Origin of the sequence: Paenibacillus hunanensis, assembly GCF_014645615.1 — a bacterium.
Taxonomy (GTDB): Bacteria; Bacillota; Bacilli; order Paenibacillales; family Paenibacillaceae; genus Saccharibacillus; species Saccharibacillus hunanensis.
In genome coordinates, this window is sequence record NZ_BMMB01000004.1 from 135,151 (window position 1) to 158,530 (window position 23,380).

General features: G+C 45.7%; 18 protein-coding genes and 1 CRISPR repeat array. Of the genes, 15 read left to right on the top strand and 3 right to left on the bottom strand.

The window, feature by feature from the left end; all coding sequences use genetic code 11:
- Positions 1 to 181: 181 nt before the first annotated feature.
- Positions 182 to 1,141, bottom strand: coding sequence for a peptide-methionine (S)-S-oxide reductase MsrA (msrA, locus tag IEX62_RS09255; protein WP_188775179.1), 960 nt, complete (start codon positions 1,139 to 1,141; stop codon positions 182 to 184).
- Between the two features lie 560 nt (positions 1,142 to 1,701).
- Here msrA and IEX62_RS09260 point away from each other — a divergent pair.
- The 5 genes from IEX62_RS09260 (at position 1,702) to IEX62_RS09280 (ending at position 5,775) form a co-directional block, all read left to right on the top strand.
- On the top strand, positions 1,702 to 2,394 hold the full coding sequence (locus IEX62_RS09260; RefSeq protein ID WP_188775180.1) for a TerC family protein: 693 nt from the start codon (positions 1,702 to 1,704) through the stop codon (positions 2,392 to 2,394).
- Positions 2,395 to 2,683: 289 nt separating this feature from the next.
- Positions 2,684 to 3,637, top strand: a complete 954-nt coding sequence (locus IEX62_RS09265; protein WP_188775181.1) for a Gfo/Idh/MocA family protein — start codon at positions 2,684 to 2,686, stop codon at positions 3,635 to 3,637.
- Between the two features lie 36 nt (positions 3,638 to 3,673).
- Complete coding sequence (yxiS, locus tag IEX62_RS09270; RefSeq protein ID WP_229685704.1) at positions 3,674 to 4,039, top strand: protein YxiS; 366 nt, start codon at positions 3,674 to 3,676, stop codon at positions 4,037 to 4,039.
- 199 nt (positions 4,040 to 4,238) lie between these two features.
- Positions 4,239 to 4,916, top strand: a complete 678-nt coding sequence (locus IEX62_RS09275; RefSeq protein WP_188775182.1) for a TIGR00266 family protein — start codon at positions 4,239 to 4,241, stop codon at positions 4,914 to 4,916.
- A gap of 598 nt (positions 4,917 to 5,514) precedes the next feature.
- On the top strand, positions 5,515 to 5,775 hold the full coding sequence (locus IEX62_RS09280) for an AbrB/MazE/SpoVT family DNA-binding domain-containing protein (RefSeq protein WP_308422638.1): 261 nt from the start codon (positions 5,515 to 5,517) through the stop codon (positions 5,773 to 5,775).
- Positions 5,776 to 6,004: 229 nt separating this feature from the next.
- Here the strand turns inward: IEX62_RS09280 and IEX62_RS09285 are convergent, their stop codons facing one another.
- Complete coding sequence (locus IEX62_RS09285) at positions 6,005 to 6,835, bottom strand: AraC family transcriptional regulator (RefSeq protein WP_188775183.1); 831 nt, start codon at positions 6,833 to 6,835, stop codon at positions 6,005 to 6,007.
- A 266-nt stretch (positions 6,836 to 7,101) separates the two neighbouring features.
- Here IEX62_RS09285 and IEX62_RS09290 point away from each other — a divergent pair, with 266 nt between their 5' ends.
- From IEX62_RS09290 to IEX62_RS09320, 7 genes are all read left to right on the top strand, one after another.
- Positions 7,102 to 8,184, top strand: a complete 1,083-nt coding sequence (locus tag IEX62_RS09290; RefSeq protein ID WP_188775184.1) for a Gfo/Idh/MocA family protein — start codon at positions 7,102 to 7,104, stop codon at positions 8,182 to 8,184.
- Between the two features lie 153 nt (positions 8,185 to 8,337).
- Positions 8,338 to 9,105 (top strand): sugar phosphate isomerase/epimerase family protein, encoded by a 768-nt coding sequence (locus IEX62_RS09295; protein ID WP_188775185.1) that lies wholly within the window; start codon positions 8,338 to 8,340, stop codon positions 9,103 to 9,105.
- Complete coding sequence (locus IEX62_RS09300) at positions 9,098 to 10,201, top strand: Gfo/Idh/MocA family protein (RefSeq protein WP_188775186.1); 1,104 nt, start codon at positions 9,098 to 9,100, stop codon at positions 10,199 to 10,201. The genes IEX62_RS09295 and IEX62_RS09300 overlap by 8 nt, the downstream gene beginning before the upstream one ends.
- A 334-nt stretch (positions 10,202 to 10,535) precedes the next feature.
- The gene (locus IEX62_RS09305; protein WP_188775187.1) at positions 10,536 to 11,504 is read left to right on the top strand and encodes a sugar phosphate isomerase/epimerase family protein; all 969 of its coding nucleotides are present in this window, start codon (positions 10,536 to 10,538) and stop codon (positions 11,502 to 11,504) included.
- Positions 11,505 to 11,525: 21 nt separating this feature from the next.
- Complete coding sequence (locus IEX62_RS09310) at positions 11,526 to 12,257, top strand: ThuA domain-containing protein (protein ID WP_188775188.1); 732 nt, start codon at positions 11,526 to 11,528, stop codon at positions 12,255 to 12,257.
- A 358-nt stretch (positions 12,258 to 12,615) separates the two neighbouring features.
- On the top strand, positions 12,616 to 13,365 hold the full coding sequence (locus IEX62_RS09315; RefSeq protein WP_188775189.1) for a uracil-DNA glycosylase: 750 nt from the start codon (positions 12,616 to 12,618) through the stop codon (positions 13,363 to 13,365).
- A 274-nt stretch (positions 13,366 to 13,639) separates the two neighbouring features.
- Complete coding sequence (locus IEX62_RS09320) at positions 13,640 to 13,957, top strand: winged helix-turn-helix transcriptional regulator (protein ID WP_188775603.1); 318 nt, start codon at positions 13,640 to 13,642, stop codon at positions 13,955 to 13,957.
- A 141-nt stretch (positions 13,958 to 14,098) separates the two neighbouring features.
- Here IEX62_RS09320 and IEX62_RS09325 read toward each other — a convergent pair whose 3' ends face one another.
- Positions 14,099 to 14,827, bottom strand: coding sequence for a Crp/Fnr family transcriptional regulator (locus IEX62_RS09325; protein WP_373289119.1), 729 nt, complete (start codon positions 14,825 to 14,827; stop codon positions 14,099 to 14,101).
- A 330-nt stretch (positions 14,828 to 15,157) separates the two neighbouring features.
- On the opposite strand from IEX62_RS09325, the gene adhE reads away from it, so the two are divergent.
- The 3 genes from adhE to pflA all read left to right on the top strand — a co-directional run bounded on the left by adhE (position 15,158) and on the right by pflA (position 23,120).
- The gene (gene adhE / locus IEX62_RS09330) at positions 15,158 to 17,770 is read left to right on the top strand and encodes a bifunctional acetaldehyde-CoA/alcohol dehydrogenase (RefSeq protein ID WP_188775190.1); all 2,613 of its coding nucleotides are present in this window, start codon (positions 15,158 to 15,160) and stop codon (positions 17,768 to 17,770) included.
- 868 nt (positions 17,771 to 18,638) lie between these two features.
- Positions 18,639 to 19,076: direct repeats of the CRISPR family, unit length 32 nt; unit sequence GTCACTCTCCGTGCGAGAGTGTGGATTGAAAG.
- Positions 19,077 to 19,806: 730 nt separating this feature from the next.
- Positions 19,807 to 22,071 (top strand): formate C-acetyltransferase, encoded by a 2,265-nt coding sequence (gene pflB, locus IEX62_RS09335; protein WP_188775191.1) that lies wholly within the window; start codon positions 19,807 to 19,809, stop codon positions 22,069 to 22,071.
- 308 nt (positions 22,072 to 22,379) lie between these two features.
- Complete coding sequence (gene pflA / locus IEX62_RS09340; protein WP_188775192.1) at positions 22,380 to 23,120, top strand: pyruvate formate-lyase-activating protein; 741 nt, start codon at positions 22,380 to 22,382, stop codon at positions 23,118 to 23,120.
- Positions 23,121 to 23,380: the final 260 nt, after the last annotated feature.

Genomic DNA, 23,380 nt, shown 5'->3' on the forward strand with positions numbered 1-23,380 from the left:
AATCCTTTGAACTAACAATACGTGTTAATCGACTCCATTCCTTACAGGGATGTCTTACCCCATATGACAGCACCGAAACGTGTGAGCGTGTGTACCTGCTGTTATACGTTCCATAACAATAAAAGATCGCTGAACATAAAAAAGGGAACAGATCGTAATCTGTTCCCTTAGCATTCAGCAATTATTGAAACAATACTTTGTACTCGCTATAGCCTTCTTCGTCCAGCTGCTCCTTTGGTACAAAACGCAGGGCGGCGGAGTTGATGCAATAACGCAAGCCGTTTGGACCCGGGCCATCGTCGAATACGTGTCCAAGATGGGAGTCAGCTTCGCGGCTACGAACCTCGGTACGTACCATAAAGTGGCTTAGATCCATATTTTCCTTCACATGGTAGTCACGGATCGGGCGGGTAAAGCTAGGCCAGCCGCAGCCAGAATCGTATTTATCTGTAGAGCTGAATAGCGGCTCGCCTGATACGATGTCTACATAGATGCCGTCGCCATGATGATCCCAGAATTCATTGTGGAATGCAGGCTCTGTACCATTTTGCTGGGTAACTTTGAACTGCATTTCGCTCAGACGCTGCTTGAGCTCCTGTTTATCGACTGGCTTCGACCAGTGCTTTTCGATAAAGGCATCGCGACCAGAGCCTTTGCGATAGCGTTTATAATGACCTGGATTCTTTTTGTGATAATCCTGATGGTACGTTTCTGCTTCATAAAATGTTTGGGCAGGCTCAATCGTCGTTGCGATCGGTTTATCAAAGCGTCCGCTTGCTTGCAGCTCTTGCTTGGTTTGCTCAGCTAGCTCACGTTGCTGTTCGTTGTGATAGAAGATCGCTGTACGATAGGATGATCCACGGTCATAAAATTGTCCACCTGCATCGGTTGGATCAATCTGCTGCCAGAACAGCTCAAGCAGCTTACTATAGGGGAAAATCGCTGGATCAAATACGATCTGTACGGCTTCCGCATGTCCGGTAGTCTCGGTGCATACTTCTTCGTACGTTGGATTTTCCGTATGTCCGCCAGTATAACCGGAACGAATACTAATGATACCTGGGAGTTCCTCAAAAGGTGTTACCATACACCAGAAACATCCTCCGGCAAACGTTGCTTTTTCATAATGAGCTTCAGTCATGTATAAGTCACTCCATTTCATCAGAGTCGTTAAATTTGAAATGCTGGATAAGCCAGTCATTTTAATATACCCGTAGCTGTGCTTCTATATTCAGTCCAGCCTTGCAGCATTTATCATAACATAACTGAACAACCTAGAGCACCCATATATCTATATATACAAGATACTGGAACACTATTATATTACATACAATGTAAAAAAGATAGGCTTTTTGGAAATGATTTGAAAATATAATCGCTTGTATTCAATAGCGATATAGATATTGATATAGATATTATGGAAAAAATAGTGTATAGTTGTGTTATTGCTTAAATATAGCTTCCAAAGGGGAGTAGCTTCTACAGTAAAGTCGTCATTACGGGATGTCATCCCCGGCTTTATTGGCAACGCATGTTGACTACGTTGTTAGCGAGACCTTTGCCTGATTTGTGAATTGGGTGAGGTCTCTTTTATTTTTAAAGATCACCATTATCCGATTCCGGTTAATGGTGATTTTTTTATGTCTGGAAGCTATAGCGTTACATTTCTGGCTGAAGCCAAACAAGTAAAGGAGTCGTCGCATGGAATTATTTACAGTAGAGTTTTGGTTGGCACTTGCTTCAATTATTATGATTGATCTGGTGCTGGCGGGGGATAATGCGATTGTCATTGGTATGGCAGCGCGTAACATTCCCAAAGAGAATCAGAAGAAGGTTATTATCTGGGGTACTGTTGGTGCAGTAATTATTCGTGCCATTGCTACATTACTCGTTGTCTACCTATTGATGCTGCCAGGTCTACATTTGATCGGTGGACTTGCACTCGTGTATATCGCTTATAAGCTGCTGATTGAGGAACAGGAAGATAATGAAGTATCCTCCAGCACCCGAATCTGGGCAGCGATTCGCACGATTATTATTGCCGATGCGATGATGGGACTGGATAATGTACTGGCTGTTGCTGGTGCGGCTCATGGTGATACACTGCTCGTTATTGTCGGTCTAGCGATCTCGATCCCGGTTATGGTATGGTGTAGTACACTAATCATGAAGCTGATGGAACGTTTCCCGTGGATCGTAGCACTGGGTTCTGCTATTCTGGCATGGACAGCAGCTCGTATGATTATGGAAGAAAGCTTCCTGTCCGGTTACTTCGCTAATTGGGCAATCAAATATGGCTTCGAATTGCTCGTGGTTATTGCTGTTGTACTGATTGGTCTGCGTCAAAAGAAAAAGAAAGCACAGGCACGTACAGCAGAAGAGCCGGCAATATAAACCCGCATTGTAAAATAGCAAAATTAGAATAAAGCAGGCTTTAACGCTATTGTAAATCAGCTAGTGCAAAATAAGCCTTATCATCATTCATCTCCACATTTATCTTCACCCCAACGGCACTTGCCTTCTTATAGGCAGTGCCGTTGTTTAGTTATGGGCGTTACGGCTTGCGTCATGCTATAATGCAGGCTAACTGTGTAGTGAGAAATACATAGGCTGTGCATGACTGCGATCATGCTCGTATCCAATATGAGTCCAATGATAAACAACAGAAGGGAAGTCCATAACGATGAGCGATTCAGAACGATCGTTGAAACGTAAACGTATAGCTATAGTCGGCCTTGGAGGTATCGCGCAAAAAGTATACATACCGCTGCTCTCAGGTCGTTCGGATGTAGAGCTGGTAGGTGTGGTCAGCCGCACCGAAGCGACAGTACAGCAGATGATGCAGAATTATCGTGTACCCAATGGTAGTACAGCGCTTGCTGATCTGGCAAAATGGGATGTAAATGCTGTTTTTGTACATAGCCCGACACCGACTCATTTTGACGTAGTTAGCGCTTGTCTGGAGCTGGGCTTGCCTGTATATGTAGATAAGCCGCTTTCTTATGATCTAGAAGAAGCGAAGCGTATGGCATCGTTGGCGGAGCAAAAGGGGCTACTGCTCGCAGTTGGGTTTAATCGCCGTTTTGCTCCTTTATATATGAATGCCTATGCGTGGTTGGCAGAAGCAGGAGGCTTTGAGCTATGTGAGGTGAGTAAGCATCGGACACGAATGCAAAGCTTGCCAGCGCGCGAAACGGTATATGATGATCTGATCCATATGCTCGATCTGCTATTGTGGTTGGGTAATGAAGGATATGACGTACTGGCACGCCAGCTGCAAAAGCAAGGCAATGGCCCTATGCTCCATGCGTCTGGCATGCTGTCGCTGGGTAGAGGGCGATATGGCCAATATAGCATGGCACGCAGTGCTGGTGCGGATATAGAAAAGCTAGTTTTGCATGGTGGTGGACGATCCGCAGAGGTCGTGAATATGGAGCAGCTGTATCTTTATGAAAAGGATGCTCTTCCGCAGCTGCAAAGTCCGGGTAGCTGGGAAGGAATTTTACAGCGTCGCGGATTCACCGGGGTAGTTGAGCATTTTCTGGATCGTTTGGATGCACCGGAGCAATGCAGCATTCGTGCCGATCTGGTGCTGGATACACATCGGCTGGTTGAACAGTTGATTGTGGATGTATAATGAGGAGCGGACAATCCGTATGAAGGAGAGAGCATAATGAGTGATTTTGATGATATGGAGATGACACGCGCCGAGATGATCAAGAAGCGCGAGGAACAGATTGTAGAGAGCTACCGTCAGGATGAGGATATGATGATTTTAGTTTTCACGCAGTGGTGTGTGAATCGTGGTCTGGATGCACGGGAGCTATATTATAGCGCGTATCCTGACCAGCTCGACAATCCGCGTCTGGAGCAGGGCATTCGTTTAACGGTGCCAAAGGAGGAGGCTGGCGAGATTCCAGATGATACCCTCTTTGGTGTATTGTCGATGTATGGGAATGACGATCTGGCTTTTGCTGTAAGTGAAGCGCTGGATGCACGTCAGAAGCTGCAACAGCGTCAGCAGATGGATGAGGAATAAGCTGGAATAAGCATGAAACGACACGAAGCCGTATCCTTTTCATCGATGATGAAAAGGATGCGGCTTCTTCATTTGGTATGGAGCGTGAGACGCTTGGAAAATGATCAGAAGCTTTACATAAAGCAAATGTATACAACGGTAAAAGTGAAATGTCATAATAGCAATAAGCTTCATATGCTGAAAGGATAGGTGAATAAGGATGAAATATGATATTTTGTATGAAGGCGCGTTTGCGATGTTGAAGGTACATATAGAACAAGGGGAGACGATCAAGGCAGAATCGGGCGCCATGGTGTCGATGTCTCCCAATGTTGAGATTAAAGGCACACTCGACGGTGGAATAATGGGCGGTCTTGGACGTATGCTGACGGGCGAGAAGTTCTTTTTCCAGGAATTGCGCTCGACGCATGGCCCAGCTGAAATTTTACTATCCCCATCCAGTATTGGTGATGTGACGGCAGTAGAGTTAGATGGATCATATAGCTTGTATGTTCAAAAGGATGGTTTTCTAGCAGGTACAGATGGGATTAAGGTCGGCACACAGATGCAAAATCTGAAAAAAGGTCTATTTTCAGGAGAAGGCTTCTTTATTATTGAAATCAGTGGTAGAGGTACCGTATTCCTGTCTTCCTATGGTTCGATTCATGCGATCAATCTGGCACAGGGTGAAGAGGTGATTGTCGACAATGCTCACCTTGTCGCATGGCCGGGTTATATGAATTATCAGATTGAAAAAGCATCAAAGGGCTGGTTGTCCACAGTGACGAGTGGAGAGGGCATTGTCTGTCGTTTCCGCGGAGAAGGTGTGATTTTGATCCAGACGCGTAATCCAGCAGGCTTTGGGAACTGGATTCGGCAGTTTGTTCCGAGCAAGTAGGGAATAAGAAGCCGTACGTGATCATATTTTAACAGTAGCGCTATTTTCGTGACGTGGTTCGTATTGAACATTTCCTATCATGTACAGATGATCTCAAGTGTACCCATGATCTCAGCATGAATCATTATCGTAGTACGCTGATTTGGTGAGTGTGTTCACAGGCGCAGGCATGGATTCAACAAGAAGGTTTCGTATAAGTATAAATGATATGAGGATGGAGCTAGGATATATGGATAAAAGGCAGTGCGGCTATTCTTTGGAGATAGCTACACTGCCTTTTTATATTTTGACGAAAAATGTAGATAAAATAATAAATCGACATCCAAACAAAGGATATACAGAGAAAAATGACGAATAATGTTTGAAGATTAAGTAATAGGGTTAAAAGTACATATTACTCCTGATTCACCTAAAAAACGAACAATTTCGACTCGAAGCTTCTCGTAAAGCGGATTTGTTCCTAAAATAATAGTTAAAATTTTTAATATTTCTATAAATATTAACTTGGCATTCGCCTATTGATATGGTTTAATAATAACAATTACGATTAAAAATTTTGTAGATAAATGTAGAATTATGATATTGGAGGAGAACCAGAATGATGAAAGCAACTGGTATTGTGAGAAAAGTGGATGAGCTTGGACGTGTCGTCATTCCAATTGAGCTTCGTCGTATTATGAATATTGATGTTAAAGATGGTCTGGAGATTTTCGTAGATAGTGATCGTATCATTCTGAAAAAATACGAGCCTTCTTGCATTTTTACTGGTGACACTGAAGATTTAGTATATTTCAAAGGCAAGCTGATCAGCCGCAGTGTAATTGAAGAGCTGAATCGTCTGCATAGCGCACAGAAGTAATCATTTTATTGTTGCTGTGTTATATGCTATCATTCTACACATTTATTTTATGGCTACACATTATGCATATAAGCAAACAGGCATATTGGTACAGCATCTGCTGCCAATATGCCTTTTCTGATTGTGGAGTAAAGCATGCTGTAATCGGATTGCGTGTGAGAGTGTATTGTAAAAGTATATTTTAATAATAGAAAAGTATTTTCTACACCTTTACCTGCATTTCACTGTATTACGTAATATGCTGCTGTTCTCGTTTCGTTAAACGGAATTCCTTTGGCGACATGCCGAAGCGCGAGCGGAACACGCGGTGGAAATAAGTATAATTAGCAAAGCCTGACGATTCCGCAACCTCCTCCAGTGGCATTGGACTGAACATAATTCGCTCCTGCGCCATATTCAAACGCACATCCAGCGCATATTGCATAATCGTCGTGTCGAATGCTTCTTTGAATAGATGCACGGCTCTAGAAATACTGATGCCGGTATGTAGCGCAACATCCTCTAATTTAAAGGCAGAAGAAGCATTTTCCTCGATGTAGCTTTTAATTTGATAAGCCAGATAAGTGCGAGGGCCACCAATCGGCTGCTCGGACAAATAGCGATCCACAGACAGGCATAATATCTTCATATAATGGCTGCAAATTTCTGGATACGGATTATCAATACGCCGTTTTTCCATCGCAATCTGACGCATCAGATCGGTAATATTGTCAGTCAGCGGAATTTTGATTTTAGCTGGACGTCCTTGCTCATGCCACCAGCGATCTGCCCACTCGCCACCGAAAAAGATATGATAATCGCCACTTTCCACAGCCTGCTTGCCCGTAGCACCCTGCGTATAATCGATTCGTAGCTCATAGGGCTCGTCTGGCCCGTACATATGCAGATCGCCTACTTCCACATCGACGAACTTCCCGTCAGATCGTAGCTGACAATTGCCTTCCGTTTGCAGACGAAATAAGTAATTTTGAATCCCATCTGGCTCATGCATATAAAAAGGTTTCCTATGAAAGGAGTAACCTGCTGTAAATACTTTACAATCTTCTCCGTGTCCTTCCATTAAACGCTCCTCATTTCAGCAACAAATTTAAATTTTGACCAAATTGTTCATGTTTTAATCATATTATTCATTTTAATTGAAACGATTTTGTAATACTATGGTTACGAGCCAAAAATAACATAAAAGGACAGCTTCTGGTTTGCATTTTAGATGCAAATGGAACTAGAACAGCAGGCTGGACCTGAAACTCGCGGACAATCGTATCGATAAGTCCATTGTACATAGGGGTTATCATGCGTTTGGTAAGCACCAAAGGAGGACTACCCGTGCAGCGAATGAAAGCCGGATTAATCGGATGTGGCAATATCAGCTCTATTTATTTTACTAATCTGAAATCAAGTCCGGTGATCGAAATTGTAGCCTGTGCCGACATGGTCAAAGAACGTGCAGAGGAACGGGCAAAAGAATTTGGTATTGAAAACGTCTTCACACCGGAAGAAATGATGAAGCAGGACGATATCGAGCTGATTATCAATCTAACGATTCCTGCCGCTCATGCTGGCATTGATCTGGCAGCTTTAGCAGCAGGCAAGCATGTATACGCTGAGAAGCCGCTAGCGGTATCACTAGATGATGGTCGTCGTACACTGGAAAAGGCAAAGGAAACAGGTAAGCGCGTAGGTAGCGCACCGGATACATTCCTCGGTGCAGGTCTTGAAACAGCGCGCAAAGCGATCGATGATGGTCTGATTGGTCGTCCGATTGCAGCATCTGCATTTATGATGGGTGCAGGGCCAGAAGGCTGGCATCCAGACCCTGAATTTTTCTACGCACCGGGTGGTGGCCCGATGTTCGATATGGGACCATATTATTTGACTGCGCTTACAAGCTTGCTTGGCTCGATGACCCGAGTTAGCTCGTCAGCAGGCATTCAGATGCCAGATCGCAAAGTTCATAGCGGGCCTAAGGCAGGCACACCGATTCGTGTGCAAACGCCGACTCACCTTGCCGGTACGATTGACTTTGAAAATGGTGTCATCGCGACAATGGTAACTAGCTTCGATATTCCAGGTGGCTCTCAGTTGCCGCGTATCGAAATCTATGGTACGGAAGGCACGCTGGATTTGCCAGATCCGAACTTTTTCGATGGTACAGTACGCTTGAAGCGTGCAGGCTCGGATACATTCGAAGAGCTTCCGCCTGTATTTGAACCGATTAGCAATGATCGTGGTAAAGGCGTTAGCGAAATGGTACAGGCTATTCGTGAAAATCGTCCGCATCGTGCAAGTGGCGAGCTGGCGTATCATGTGCTTGAAGTGATGCACGCATTCCAGCGCTCATCCCTTGAAGGCAAGCATGTGATTATTGAGAGTCGTGCAGGTTATCGTCAGGGCAATGTGTATCAATAACTCTCTATCGATAGCTTACAATAAAACTTCCTTGTACAGCTAGCATGAAGACTGCACTTAGGAATTGATTTAACGATGTGTTCAAACGTATGCACCAGGTACAGGCATCATCATATCGATCCACCAATATATCATACAGGAGTGAACAAAACGATGTTAAAAGTGGGATTGCAACTGTTTACTGTTCGTGAGGATCTGGAACGTGATTTTGAAGGTACAATCGCTAAAATTGCTGAGCTTGGATATCAGGGTGTAGAGTTTGCAGGCTTTTATGGTCGCAGCGCAGAGCAGATTAATGAGCTGTTGAAAAAGCACAATCTTGAAGTAGTAGGTTCACATACGCAATACGCTGATCTAGTCAATGATGCGCAATCGCTGATCGATTACAACAAAGCGATTGGCAATAAATATATTATCGTTCCTTATCTGTCAGAGGAGCAACGCGGCAACTGGCCAGAAATCTTCGCTAATCTGCGTAAAATTGCAGAAGTATGTAATCAAAACGGCGTCACACTGCTGTATCACAACCATGACTTTGAGCTGACTGAGAAAATTGGCGAGCATACGGTACTGGATGCGCTCTATTCCGAATTGCCTGCTGACCTGATTCAGGTAGAGCTTGATACGGCATGGGTACAATACAGCGGCTATGATGCCGTGGAATATATCGAAAAATACGCAGGTCGTTTGCCGCTGGTACACTGGAAGGACTTTAAGCGTACAGATGAAGGCATCCAAATGATGGAGCTGAACGAAGGCGAAGTTGATGTTGCACGTATCGGAGATGCTGCTGCTAAAGCTGGTGTTGAATGGATCGTGGTTGAGCAAGATAACAGCCTGCAAGCACCAATGCAAAGTATTGAGCAAAGCATAAACTGGGTAAAAAGCTACGGCGCTAAGGGAGGACTTGTGAATGTCTGAGCAGGTTCTTAATATCGGCATCATCGGCTGTGGCGGCATTGCACAGGGTAAGCATTTGCCGAGTCTTGCCAAACAGCCACTCGCACGTATCGTTGCCTTTTGCGATATCGTGGAAGAACGTGCTACTGAGGCAGCCGAGCAATACGGTGCTGAAGGAGCAAAAGTATACACCGATTACAAGCAACTGCTACAGGATAGCAGTATTGATGTGATTCATGTGTGTACACCGAATGATTCCCATGCGGTGATCAGCATCGATGCGCTGGAAGCGGGTAAGCATGTACTATGTGAAAAGCCAATGGCGAAGACGACAGAAGAGGCGCGTGCGATGGTTGAAGCTGCCAAGCGTACAGGCAAAAAGCTGTCGATTGCTTACCAGAATCGTTTCCGTGATGACAGTCTGTATTTGAAGCAGATGGTCGAAGAAGGCGATCTGGGGGATGTGTATTACGGCAAAGCGATTGCACTGCGTCGCCGCGCTGTACCGACATGGGGCGTGTTTCTAGATGAAGAGAAGCAAGGTGGAGGCCCATTGATCGATATTGGGACTCATGCACTTGATCTGACGCTATGGCTGATGGATAACTATAAGCCAAAAACAGTACTGGGCTCTACATTCCACAAGCTCGGTCCACGTCCAAATTCCGCGAATGCCTTTGGCCCGTGGGACCCGGAGAAGTTCAAGGTAGAGGATTCTGCCTTCGGATTCATCACAATGGAAAATGGTGCGGTCATTGCGCTTGAGTCCAGCTGGGCACTGAATGTGCGTAAGTTTGGCGAAGCACAGGCATTGCTCTGTGGTACTGAAGGCGGTGCAGATATGAGCGATGGTCTGCATATCAACGGTGAGAAAAATGGCCGTCTGATCGACAGTCAGGTTGATCTGGGCTCCGGTGGAGTTGCATTCTATTCCGGCGAGGCAGAGGATGCTGGTGCTCGTGAAGCGAGAATGTGGCTGGAAGCGATCGTGAATGATACGGAGCCACTGGTGAAGCCAGAGCAGGCACTGGTCGTGACGCAGATTCTGGAAGCGATCTATGAATCCGCACGTACAGGCAAGGCGATTGAGCTGCAACCTGAAGCGATCACAGTTTAATCGATATGACGTAACGGTACAGACCTGCTTTACAGGACTTCCGTCCATTTTACAGCAACGGATGCATGTGATAACGGATAGTGTGCTCCTTATAGGTGAGATCATGCAGATAGAAATAAGATGATGAATGAGCCCATTCTCGGCAACATCTTTTTCGCTCTATAAAAGCTATGGATATCAGATATAAATAAAATTTTATTCATAAATTACTGGAAATTTCAAACTTTATCGGCGCTCGGTTCGTAGTAATAAGTAGAAGACTATTCGACACAATCGGACACGACAGCGACCATTCCTTTACCTAAAAAAATGGATGAGCCAGGAGGAAAAACGAATGAAATTGGGCGTATTTATGGTACTGCTGAACAACAAGAGCTTCGAGGAGGCGCTTGACTATGTAGCTGAAAAGGGAGTCAAGGCAGTAGAGATCGGCTCGGGTGGTAATCCCGGTGCTGTACACTGTAAGCCAGATGAGCTGCTGGCTGATGCAGGCAAGCTGCGTGAGTTCAAAAAAGCAGTAGAATCGCGTGGTCTGACAATCAGCGCACTGAGCTGTCACGGTAACCCGTTGCACCCGCAAAAAGCGATCGCACAGGAATCCCACGATGATTTTGTAAAATCAGTTCAATTGGCGCAAAAGCTGGATGTGCCAGTAGTCAATACATTCTCCGGTTGTCCAGGCGACAGCGATAATGCAAAATATCCAAACTGGCCTGTAGCACCGTGGCCAAACGATTACAGCGAGCTGCTCGACTGGCAATGGAATCAGAAAATTATTCCTTACTGGACAGAGAACGGGAAATTCGCTGCGGATCATAATGTGAAGGTAGGTATTGAGCTGCACGGTGGCTTCTCCGTTCATACACCAGGTACAATGCTGCGTCTGCGTGAAGCGGCTGGTGAGGCGATTGGAGCGAACCTTGACCCGAGTCATATGTGGTGGCAAGGCATCGATCCTGTCGCTGCGGTGAAAATTTTGGGGAAACATGGCGCAATTCACCATTTTCATGCTAAAGATACGCTTACAGACACCGATAATATGAATATGAACGGCGTCACGGACATGCACTCCTATGCGGAGATGCAAGACCGCGCATGGCAGTTCCGAACTGTAGGCTATGGTCATGATATGAAAACTTGGGCTGATATCATTAGTGCCCTTCGTCTAGTAGGTTACGATTATGTTGTCAGCATTGAACATGAAGACGGATTGATGTCCGTTAATGAAGGTTTTACTAAAGCCGTCCACAACTTACAGCAAGTCATGATCGAGGAAGAACTCGGCGAGATGTGGTGGGTTTAATAACAGGGAGGCAGTAACAGTATGATTAACGTAACAGTCTGGAATGAATTTGTACATGAGCAAATCCGTGATGACGTGAAGGCTATCTATCCAGAGGGAATCCACAAAGTGCTGGCAGATGGGCTGTCCAAGGAAGGCTTTGCCTGCCGTACAGCAACACTTGACCAGGAAGAGCATGGTCTTACCGAATCTGTTCTGAACTCGACCGATGTGATGTTGTGGTGGGGCCACACTGCCCACGATCTGGTTGATGATGACATTGCAGAAGCAGTGGTTCGTCGTGTTCACGAAGGAATGGGACTCATCGTTCTTCACTCCGGACATTTCTCGAAACCATTCAAGCAACTGATGGGCACTAGCTGCGATCTAAAATGGCGTGTAGCAGATGAGCAGGAAATTTTGTGGTGTGTGAATCCATCGCACCCAATCGCTCAAGGTGTTAACCCTTCGATCACGCTCGATAAAGAAGAAATGTACGGTGAATTCTTCGATGTTCCTGCTCCAGACGAGCTGGTATACCTGAGCAACTTTGAAGGTGGGGAAGTATTCCGCAGTGGCTGCACGTATCGTCGCGGTCATGGCAAAATCTTCTACTTCCGTCCGGGACATGAAACGTATCCAACGTATCATAACGAAGATATCATGCATATCATCGCTAACGCAGTACGCTGGGCATATCCAGCTACCAATGCGCGTCCACAATTTGGCCGCACGGAGCCGCAACGTACGCTTGCAGGTCATCTGACCATCTAATCGGTAGCGGAGCAAAACGGGTAGCTGATTGATGTTTCTACTTGCATCGTATGATGAAGCTTCTAAGGCAAGGTGCAAGGATCGTTCAAGGTACGGCGGATTTATATCTGCATAAGAGAAGGGCTGTTACCTTGCTGCTGACGTCTATAGGAACGCAGCAAGCCCCTGTTAATCATACTGAAAGCAACCGTTGGTATTGTATCGATTGCCAGTAAGCCTGACTTTTATGTGATAGCACTAAGCTGCATAATAATTGTATGGCGTGTTCCAAGTGCGTCTGCCGGGTAATATAGCGGCAGACGCATTTTTGTATACAAAATAAAGCAGTACACATCATGAAGGCAAGGGAGCGATACAGATGGCTCGACAGAATAGTTCCTCTTTTGAACACAATACACAGCAAAAAGCTACACGGTTGGAGCATTCCAGTCAGCAAGCTGTTCATATTGGTCATGTGCCGCTACCGCCTGAGTTGGTGGAGGCTTGTATGCGGCGTGTGGAAGGGAAGCCGCTGGAAGGCTTTTTAGCCGGATTTGGTAAATGGCCCGGCGATATTATGCTTGTGGGCGAAGCGCCTGGTGGCAATGAGATTGTACAGGGACGCCCCTTTTGCGGACAGGCTGGGAAGGTATTGGACGAATATTTACAGATTGCTGGCATTACGCGTGATGATCTGTATATGACCAGTGCTGTTCGCAGTCGTCCTTATCGAGATCGTCCGGTTAAAGGAAATCCAGAGCGTATAAGTCGCTCGAATCGCACACCGACTGCCAGTGAGATTCTTGCCCATGCGCCCATTCTGGATTATGAGCTATCCGTCGTGAAGCCGCGCCTATTGCTAACGGTTGGTAATATCGGGCTACAGCGTCTGCTCGGTGGTGGAGTGCGCGTATCCGATATTCATGGTCAACCAAGGCAGAGTACGATTCGGCATGTAGATCGCGATCATCCCGAGCGTGGTTATACGGAGGGAACGGAGCAGTATTGGATTTTTCCGTTGTATCATCCAGCCGCTATCCTTTACAATCGTTCACTCGAATCCGTTATCGAGCAGGATTTGCATCGGTTACGTGATTTCTTGCAGAAGGAAGAATGGATATCGGGTTAGCGAGCTAGAAGTAGGACTTTAAAAATAGAATGGCAACAACAATAACACGTTAAAATATAAGCAAGAGCAAATAATTATTATAGTGGATGATGTTTTGTGATAAATCTTACAAAACCGCATAACAAAGCGTACAAATCGGGATGTTTTCGTTTTCTTATGTTAGGAAATATGGTAAGATATTTGTGCTAACTTATTGTAAGCTCGAGTCTGTGAGCAGTAAGCCTAATTTGTATCCATATGTGATTTGGCAATGGACCAGTAAAGAGGTGAAATGATGGAACAGCATCAATTGGGATTGTGTCCGCGCTTTGAGACAGCCTTTTCGTTCCTGGGTAAACGCTGGAACGGCCTCATCATTCAATCCTTGATGAGCGGACCGAAACGGTTCAAAGACATATCGAACCTCATTCCGATGATGAGCGATAAAATGCTCTCGGAGCGTATGAAAGATCTGGAGGCAAGTGGCATACTGGTACGACAGGTATACCCGGAGACTCCGGTACGAATTGAGTATGAATTAACAGAGAAAGGTCGCGCCCTCAAGCCAGTAATGGAGCAAATTCAAAACTGGGCAGAGCACTGGGTAGACTAATGTATACAGGCTGTCTGCAAGACGGCGGTATCCGAACATAAAAAAGCTTTCCCCGGTATCGTTCCGGTGGAAAGCTTTTTTCGCATATACAATAGCAATGGGTTCACGTACATCCGATGCAGTGGGGAGAAGAGTGGTCAATCAGATCCGACAGATTTCTTTTGGACACAGCTCGCAGTGACAAACCTCCTGTAGTGCCTCCAGGTCATGAATGATAATCATACCGTGCTCGTACTCGATCGTGTCTTTTTTACGCAGATCGCTTAGCATACGGTTTACGCTCTCACGAGTAGCGCCGATCATATTCGATAGATCGGTATGCGTAATTTTTTTGTTAATCAGAATCGAGCCATCTTCATTATGTGGCTCGCCGTAGGTGTTGCTCAGACGAATCAGCGTCGAGCAGAGCGCTCCTGGTTTACCGTACAGCATCAGGTCGCGTACCTTGGTTTGAGTTAGACGATGGTGTGTACCCATCCATTTCATAAAATCAATAGCAAAGTCGCAATGCTGGCAAATGATCAGCTCCAGGTCCTTATGATCGATAACAGCAACCTCAGTATCTTCTAATGCTTCTGCTGTGAAGCCGAGGCGTGTACCGGAGAACAGATCAGCCTGACCGATAATATCACCAGCCTGATACATATACAGGATGAGCTCTTTACCTTCATCGGTCGATTTGGTTAATTTAACGCGTCCGTTTTTAATGTAAAAAAGCTTGTCCGACATATCGCCTTCCCAGAATAGATGCGATCCAGCTGCTACACTGCGATCTGTCGCATAAGCAAGCATGCGCTCCAGATTAGCAGGCGAGAAGCTACTAGTGTTACTATTTTCAAGCTGCTTCGTCAATTCCATTGGTTTGTTCATCATTGTTCCTCTCCTTTATATCCCCATTATACGTGAAAATAACCAAATTGCATTAAATTAAAGGAAAAATTAGTAAAATTAATTGATATATGTCACTTTACCTCTATATGTTATCGGTAAGAGGAAAGAAACTTTAAATTTTAAAAGTTTGTGATTATTTTCACTTATAGTATAACGCGATATCATTCAAAATGCAAAAGCAAAAAACAAGAAAAAAAAATTTTTAAAAATCAAAATTGATTGTGAAAAATATCACATTATGATTTATGTCTCTATGCTATGATCAGTGCGTAGACAAGAGCAACACACATTCTGAGGAGGATGAGAGAAATGGCTGTTAAAAATGATGCCGCCCGCACCGCAGAGTTGAGCGCACAGGAAGAGATTCAAAAGCAGATCGATAAGGCGAACAAAGCCTACGCTGCTTTCATGAAAATGGATCAGGAGCAGATCGATCGCATCGTACAGGCGATGGCGCTTGCCGGACTCGACAAGCATATGCACCTTGCTAAAATGGCTGTAGAAGAAACCGGTCGTGGGGTGTATGAGGATAAGATTACGAAAAACATCTTTGCGACAGAATACATCTACCATAGCATTAAAAATGAAAAAACGGTTGGCGTGATTGAAGATAACGCGTATGACAGCTTCCAAAAAATCGCCGAGCCAGTCGGTATCATTATGGGGATTACACCAGTAACGAATCCGACCTCCACCACGATGTTCAAAGCACTGATTGCGATCAAAACACGCAATCCGATCATCTTCGGCTTCCACCCATCTGCACAGCAATGTAGCCGCGAGGCCGCAAAAACATTGCTAGAAGCAGCGGTGAAGCACGGTGCACCAGCCGACTGTATTCAATGGATTGAGAACCCATCGATGGACAAAACGAATGCATTGATGAATCACCCCGATGTAGCACTTATTCTGGCTACTGGTGGCGGTGCGATGGTCAAAGCAGCATATAGCTGTGGAAAACCAGCACTCGGTGTAGGCCCTGGTAACGTACCTGCCTTTATCGAGAAGAGTGCCGATCTGAAGCAAGCGGTAACGGACCTGATCCTCTCCAAATCGTTTGATAATGGTATGATCTGTGCGTCCGAGCAGGCGGTTATCATTGAAGAGCCTGTATTCGATCAAGTGAAAAAGCTGATGATCGACAACGGTTGCTATTTCCTCAATAAAGAAGAAGTTGCCAAGCTGACCGCTGGAGCTATGAATGTGGAAAAATGTGCAGTAAATCCGGCAATCGTCGGACAGCCTGCAACTAAAATTGCTGAAATGAGCGGAATTACCGTACCTGCAAATACGAAGATTCTCGTTGCTGAGCTGGAAGGCGTAGGCACCAAATATCCATTGTCTGCTGAAAAGCTAAGCCCGGTACTCGCTTGCTATAAAGTGAAAAATGCGGATCAAGGGATCGAGCGTGCTGCCCAGATCGTTGAATTTGGCGGTATGGGGCACTCATCGGCGATTCACTCGAACAATGAAGAAGTAATTCAAAAATTTGCAGATCGTCTGCAAACTGGACGGATTATCGTGAATTCGCCATCGACACATGGCGCAATCGGTGACATTTACAATACGAACCTGCCATCGCTCACACTGGGCTGCGGATCGTATGGACGCAACTCGACTTCTTCGAACGTCACTGCTGTCAATCTGATTAATATTAAAAGGGTGGCTCGTCGTACCGTGAATATGCAATGGTTCAAAATCCCATCAAAAGTATACTTTGAAAAAGGTTCGACTCAATACCTTGCGAAAATGCCGAACATCAGCCGTGTCGCAATCGTCACTGACCCAATGATGGTACAACTGGGTTATGTCGAAAAGGTAGAACATTATCTGCGTCAGCGTCAAACACCAGTTGCTATCGAAGTATTCTCGGAAGTTGAGCCAGACCCATCGACTGCAACGGTAGAACGCGGTCGTCAAATGATGGAACGCTTCCAGCCAGACTGCATTATCGCACTCGGCGGCGGTTCGCCAATGGATGCTGCCAAAGGCATGTGGCTGTTCTATGAGTATCCAGATGTAAGCTTTGACAATCTGAAGCAAAAATTCATGGATATTCGCAAACGGATCTACAAATACCCACATCTTGGTCAAAAAGCACAATTCGTCGCGATTCCAACCACATCGGGTACAGGCTCGGAAGTGACATCGTTCGCAGTTATTACCGACAAGGAAAAAGGCAACACCAAATATCCACTGGCTGACTATGAGCTGACTCCAGACGTAGCGATTGTCGATCCTGAGTTCGTATATAGCCTACCACGTGTTGCTGTAGCAGATACTGGTATGGACGTACTGACTCACGCGATTGAAGCCTATGTATCGAATATGGCGAATGACTACACCGATGGTCTGGCGATCAAAGCGATCCAACTTGTATTCCAATACCTGGAGCAATCGGCACTGACTGGCGACAAGCTAGCACGTGAAAAAATGCATAATGCTTCGACCATTGCTGGTATGGCATTTGCTAATGCTTTCCTGGGTATTAACCACAGTCTGGCGCACAAATGGGGCGGTCAATACCACACTGCACACGGTCGTACCAATGCGATCCTGATGCCACACGTAATCCGCTACAATGCGAAAAAACCAACCAAGTTCTCGTCGTTCCCTAAATACTCGCACTTTATCGCTGACGAGCGCTACGCTGAAATCGCCCGCATTCTGGGACTACCAGCTCGTACAACAGAAGAAGGCGTAAACAGTCTGGTCAACGCCATCCGCGATCTGAACCGCAAACTCGGTATCCCAGAGACATTCCAGGAGCTTGGCTTTGATGCCAAAGACTTCGAATCGCGTGTCGATTATCTGGCAGACCGCGCATTTGAAGATCAATGTACAACAGCGAACCCTAAAATGCCGCTCGTGACCGAGCTGGCGGATGTGTACCGCAACGCGTTCTATGGTCGGTTTGAGTAATCTACAATCTAGCTTGTAGTGAAACGAGCACGAATGAAAGAATGTAATGATTATTTTGAAGATCATCGCCCGCTTTAACTGGCTATCGTTTGACTGAGTATATAGCCTATGTTGCTTATGAAATCTGTTTCTCCTCCCATTATTATATAGATTGATTACTCCTGCTTGTCCCATTGGGATGGGCAGGAGTCTTTTTTGTACTGGAGAGTAGGGTGGAGCTGCGTGGATTATTCGTGGACCATGTAGTGGTATAGCTCTTTGATAGGATATATAGGATTGATTGGTGCTGATATTAACTTTATGGAAGTCTGTATCTACACCACTTCGGCAAGGAATAAGGGAACGGACTCCGGTGGAGCCGCGGGAATCTACTGGATTAGGAGTAAAGGTAGATTCCCGCCCCTCCAAAGTCGTCCTTTTCCCTTATTTCCTTGCCTCCGTTCTGTAGCGTGCGCATACGTATGAGTTCACTAAGATCAATGAAAATACAGCGCTATAGTCTCCATACTTTATTATTAGAATCAGAGTTATTTTATAAAAGCTGTATTCGTTCTAATAACAAAAGCAATCTAAGCATATTCCAGCCCATCTGTATATGCAGCATATTCGCCATCAGCCCAGAGCTAGTAGTAAAACATTTACGTACCTATATGATCTAAATAATTATGATCCAAATAATAATTAAAAATAGCCTCTGCAAGCGCGAACCCTAAGCTCACATAAAATCCCTGGGAGGTTCGCGCTCCTTGCTACATAAGGGATTTGAGGTTTTTTGTTGTCTTTTTCACCAGTTTCCAGTAGGCTAAAAAGGAGGTTCGCGATTTTGAACTGTTTTTCCCTTGCTACGAAAGGGTTAGAAAGGCATGCAGTCACTCTCCGTGCGAGAGTGTGGATTGAAAGAGGATGCTATCCAATCCTTGCAGGTGTTGAGGTTGGTCACTCTCCGTGCGAGAGTGTGGATTGAAAGGTAACCGGTGATCGCCATATACTTATGCGTAAAATCGTCACTCTCCGTGCGAGAGTGTGGATTGAAAGCGCAGGTGTCTAATATTATTGCTGCATGGTTACCGAGTCACTCTCCGTGCGAGAGTGTGGATTGAAAGCTGAGTAACAAAACTTTTTAATGCGTAGGGACTAGTCACTCTCCGTGCGAGAGTGTGGATTGAAAGCAATTACCGCTCGCATCCTGTTCCAGCAGGCTAAACTGTCACTCTCCGTGCGAGAGTGTGGATTGAAAGTTTAGAAGCTCTGTGGCGTCCATATACGCATTGAGCGTCACTCTCCGTGCGAGAGTGTGGATTGAAAGCATCAATTCGACAGCTGTTGCATGATGTGGATGCAAGTCACTCTCCGTGCGAGAGTGACTTTCAACATCGGCTCGTGTACTTTCGGTTTTAATGTATTACCTACATCTTCCTGATGCGAGCATTGCAGAACGGAGGCAAGGAGATAAGGGGAAAGGACGACTTATAGTGTTAGTGATTTCCTAACACGGGGTTCAATGGAAAAGTGATTTTTGCGAAGCAAAATATCTTACTGCTTTGGAGGGGCGGGAATCTTCATTTCTTCCCCATTCCAAAAGATTCCCGCGGCTCCATCCGAGTCCGTCCCCTTATTCCTTGACGGAGTGGTGTAACCATACCCATCACACCACTCCATACCCAACAAGTTTAATTCAAATTCCAACCACCACATTTGCACTATTCCAAATCCCCACCAACTGTACCCAAATTCCCAACCACCTGTATGACAAAAAGACATACCCTTCAGCAGCATTAACCTCATTTCAAGCCAGCCCATCAGCACAATATCTGCAATTCCAACCAACTGTACTACAATTCACTCCCATCTGTATCCACTACAGAAAGTGATAAAAATCATAATAACAATCTCTAATTGTGATCTTTATCACATATTTATTCCCTCCCATACCTCATAATAAAGACATAGCCAGAGCACAACCCACTGGCGCAAGGTTACAAGTCAGCGCACAACAATATTTGTGATTTAATTCACAAATCATGGAGGGATTATCAATGTCCGTAATCGAACGTAACGTACAGGAAAACATCCAGCAAGCCTGGAGAGGATTCAAGCAAGGTAAATGGACAAACCACGTAGACACCAAAAACTTCATTGATGAAAATATCAATCCTTATGTTGGTAACGAAGCTTTTCTGGCTGGCCCTACTCAAAATACAAATGATCTGTGGGAGATCGTATCCCGTTTATCCCGTGAAGAACGCGAGCGCGGCGGCGTATGGGATGTGGATGTGAACACACCGGCTTCGATCGTATCTCACGGCCCGGGTTATCTGGACAAAGCAAAAGAACAGGTAGTCGGCGTACAAACAGACGAACCATTCAAACGTGCTATTCAGCCTTACGGTGGTATTCGGATGGTTATCGATGCTTGTAAAGCTTATGGCTTCGAGGTTCCACAATCTGTGATCGACATTTTCACTAATATTCGTAAAACGCATAACCAGGGTGTATTTGATGCTTATACCGCTGAGATTCGTGCAGCTCGCAAATCCGGTATTGTAACTGGTTTGCCAGATGCTTACGGTCGTGGTCGTATCATCGGTGACTATCGCCGGGTTGCATTGTATGGTGTAGATTTCCTGATGCAGCAAAAGCAGCAGGAGCATGATGAGACACTGGGCGAATACATGGATGAAACTACAATTCGCCAGCGTGAAGAGATCAGCGAGCAGTACAGAGCGCTGAACGAGCTGAAGCAGATGGCTGCGGATCATGGTTTTGACATTTCCAAGCCAGCACAAAATGCAAAAGAAGCCTTCCAATGGCTGTACTTTGGTTATCTGGCAGCTGTAAAAGAACAAAACGGTGCGGCGATGTCCCTCGGACGTGTATCTTCCTTCCTCGATATTTATATCGAACGTGATATGAAAGAAGGCACATTAACTGAAGAGCAAGCACAGGAGCTCGTTGACCATTTCGTAATGAAGCTGCGGATTGTCAAATTCCTGCGTACACCTGATTATAACGAGCTGTTCAGTGGCGACCCTACATGGGTAACCGAATCGATCGGTGGTATGGCAGTAGACGGTACGACTCGTGTTACGAAAAACAGCTTCCGCTTCCTGCACACCCTGTACAATCTTGGCCCAGCACCAGAGCCTAACCTGACTGTATTGTGGTCAGAGCAGCTTCCAGAGGGCTTCAAAAAATATTGTGCAAAAGTATCGATTGAAACGAGCTCGATCCAGTACGAAAATGATGATCTGATGCGTCCAATCTACGGTGATGACTACGGTATCGCTTGTTGCGTATCCGCAATGCGTATCGGTAAACAAATGCAGTTCTTCGGCGCTCGTGCGAACCTTGCCAAAACATTGCTGTACGCAATCAACGGTGGTAAAGACGAGAAATCCGGTGCACAGGTTGGCCCTGAGTATCCAGCGATCACATCGGAATATCTGGAATACGATGAAGTCATGAAACGCTACAAACCTATGATGCAATGGCTGTCCAAGGTGTATATGGATGCACTGAACATCATTCACTATATGCATGATAAATACAGCTACGAGCGTATCGAGATGGCGCTGCATGACCGTGACATTTTACGTACGATGGCGTGTGGTATCGCCGGTCTGTCGGTAGCTGCCGACTCCCTGAGCGCGATCAAATACGCAAAAGTCAAACCAATTCGTAACGAACAGGGCATTGCAATCGATTTTGAAATCGAAGGCGAATATCCTTGCTACGGTAACAATGATGATCGTGTTGATGCGATTGCCGTTGAGCTGGTTGAAAGCTTTATGAGCATGATTCGTCAGCACAAAACGTATCGTGAAGCGGTTCCTACTCAATCTGTACTGACGATCACCTCGAACGTAGTATATGGTAAGAAAACAGGTACAACACCGGATGGACGTAAAGCAGGCGAACCATTCGCACCAGGTGCTAACCCAATGCATGGACGTGATAAAAAAGGCGCTCTTGCATCGCTCAGCTCGGTAGCGAAGCTGCCATACGAGCACAGTCTGGATGGTATCTCCAACACCTTCTCGATCGTACCAAAAGCACTTGGTAAAGAAGAAGAAACTCGCAAATCGAATCTGGTCGCAATGCTGGATGGCTACTTTGGCAGTGATGCGCATCACCTGAATGTGAACGTATTTGACCGCGAGCAGCTGATGGATGCAATGGAACACCCAGAGAACTATCCACAGCTGACCATCCGTGTATCCGGTTATGCAGTTAACTTTATTAAACTGACTCGTGAGCAACAGCTTGATGTAATCAACCGTACGTTCCACAGCGCGATGTAATTCTCGCTTCGCTGTAAGTGACCGGTGAGTGCATCAACAGTAGCAGAATGTGCTACCACGGATGCCTGATAGGAAGGCTCCACACAACCAATGGCTGCCGGACAGAAGGCTACAGCTAGCAGACCTGAGTCGGCTCGCTTCCCTATCGATGTATTGCAAGTGTGATGCTCTTTTCTTCACCTCGTTGTTGATCAGGGTTCTCACCATCATCGATATGTTGCGAGCCGGTCGGCTGCTACCGTCGCTATTGGATACAATCATCCGGATCTGTTCGGTTATACTACTTATGAGAAAGGGGCTGAATGATCATGGTAACAGGCCGTGTTCACTCGCTGGAGACATTTGGTACCGTTGATGGTCCAGGTATTCGTTTCGTATTATTTATGCAGGGGTGTCTGATGAAGTGCCAGTATTGTCACAATCCCGATACCTGGAATCTGGACGGAGGCAAGGTCATGCAGCTGGACGAAGTGCTGGCTGAGATTGAGCCTTACCTGAATTACTACCGAAGCTCTGGCGGTGGACTTACCGTTTCGGGCGGTGAACCTACGCTGCAAGCCCCTTTCGTTAGAGCATTATTCCATGAGGTGAAGGAGCGCTGGAATCTTCATACAACGCTCGATAGTAACGGATATAATGATGGTGAGAAGATTCATGAGTTACTTGAGGTGACTGATCTGGTCATGCTCGATCTGAAGCATATTAATGATGAAAAGCACAAAAAGCTGACCGGTGTATCCAATGAGCGCACACTCAAGCTGGCACGGTGGTTATCGGATCATGGCCGCAAAATGTGGATACGACATGTATTTGTCCCTGGCATTCATGATGCAGAGGAAGACCTGATCGCACTGGGTGAATTCATCGGCACACTGGATGGGGTAGAGAAATTTGAGATTTTACCCTATCACCAGATGGGCATTTATAAATGGCAGTCGCTGGGCCGCATCTATCCGCTGGATGGCGTGCCTTCGCCGACAGAAGCCGAGGTGGAACGAGCATATCGTTTGATTGAACAGGGACGACGTCAAACTGCCTGTGTTCGTTAAGGGGTAAGGGCAAGCATTCCAGACGCGCTGACATTGTGAAACGGAATGATTGATGAAGCCTTATCTTCTATAGCTAGTACATTCATTTTCTCATTATGTATGTTGCTGAATGATTCATCTGTGTGAGCATATCCTTATTAAGCACCTTATAGCGCTGTGTATCCTGCTAGGCAGGAAGATCACATGACGTTGTAAGGTGCTTTTTTTGTATATCGCCAAACTTGTTTATCCATAGCAGAGCTTCGTATAATAGTTGCAAA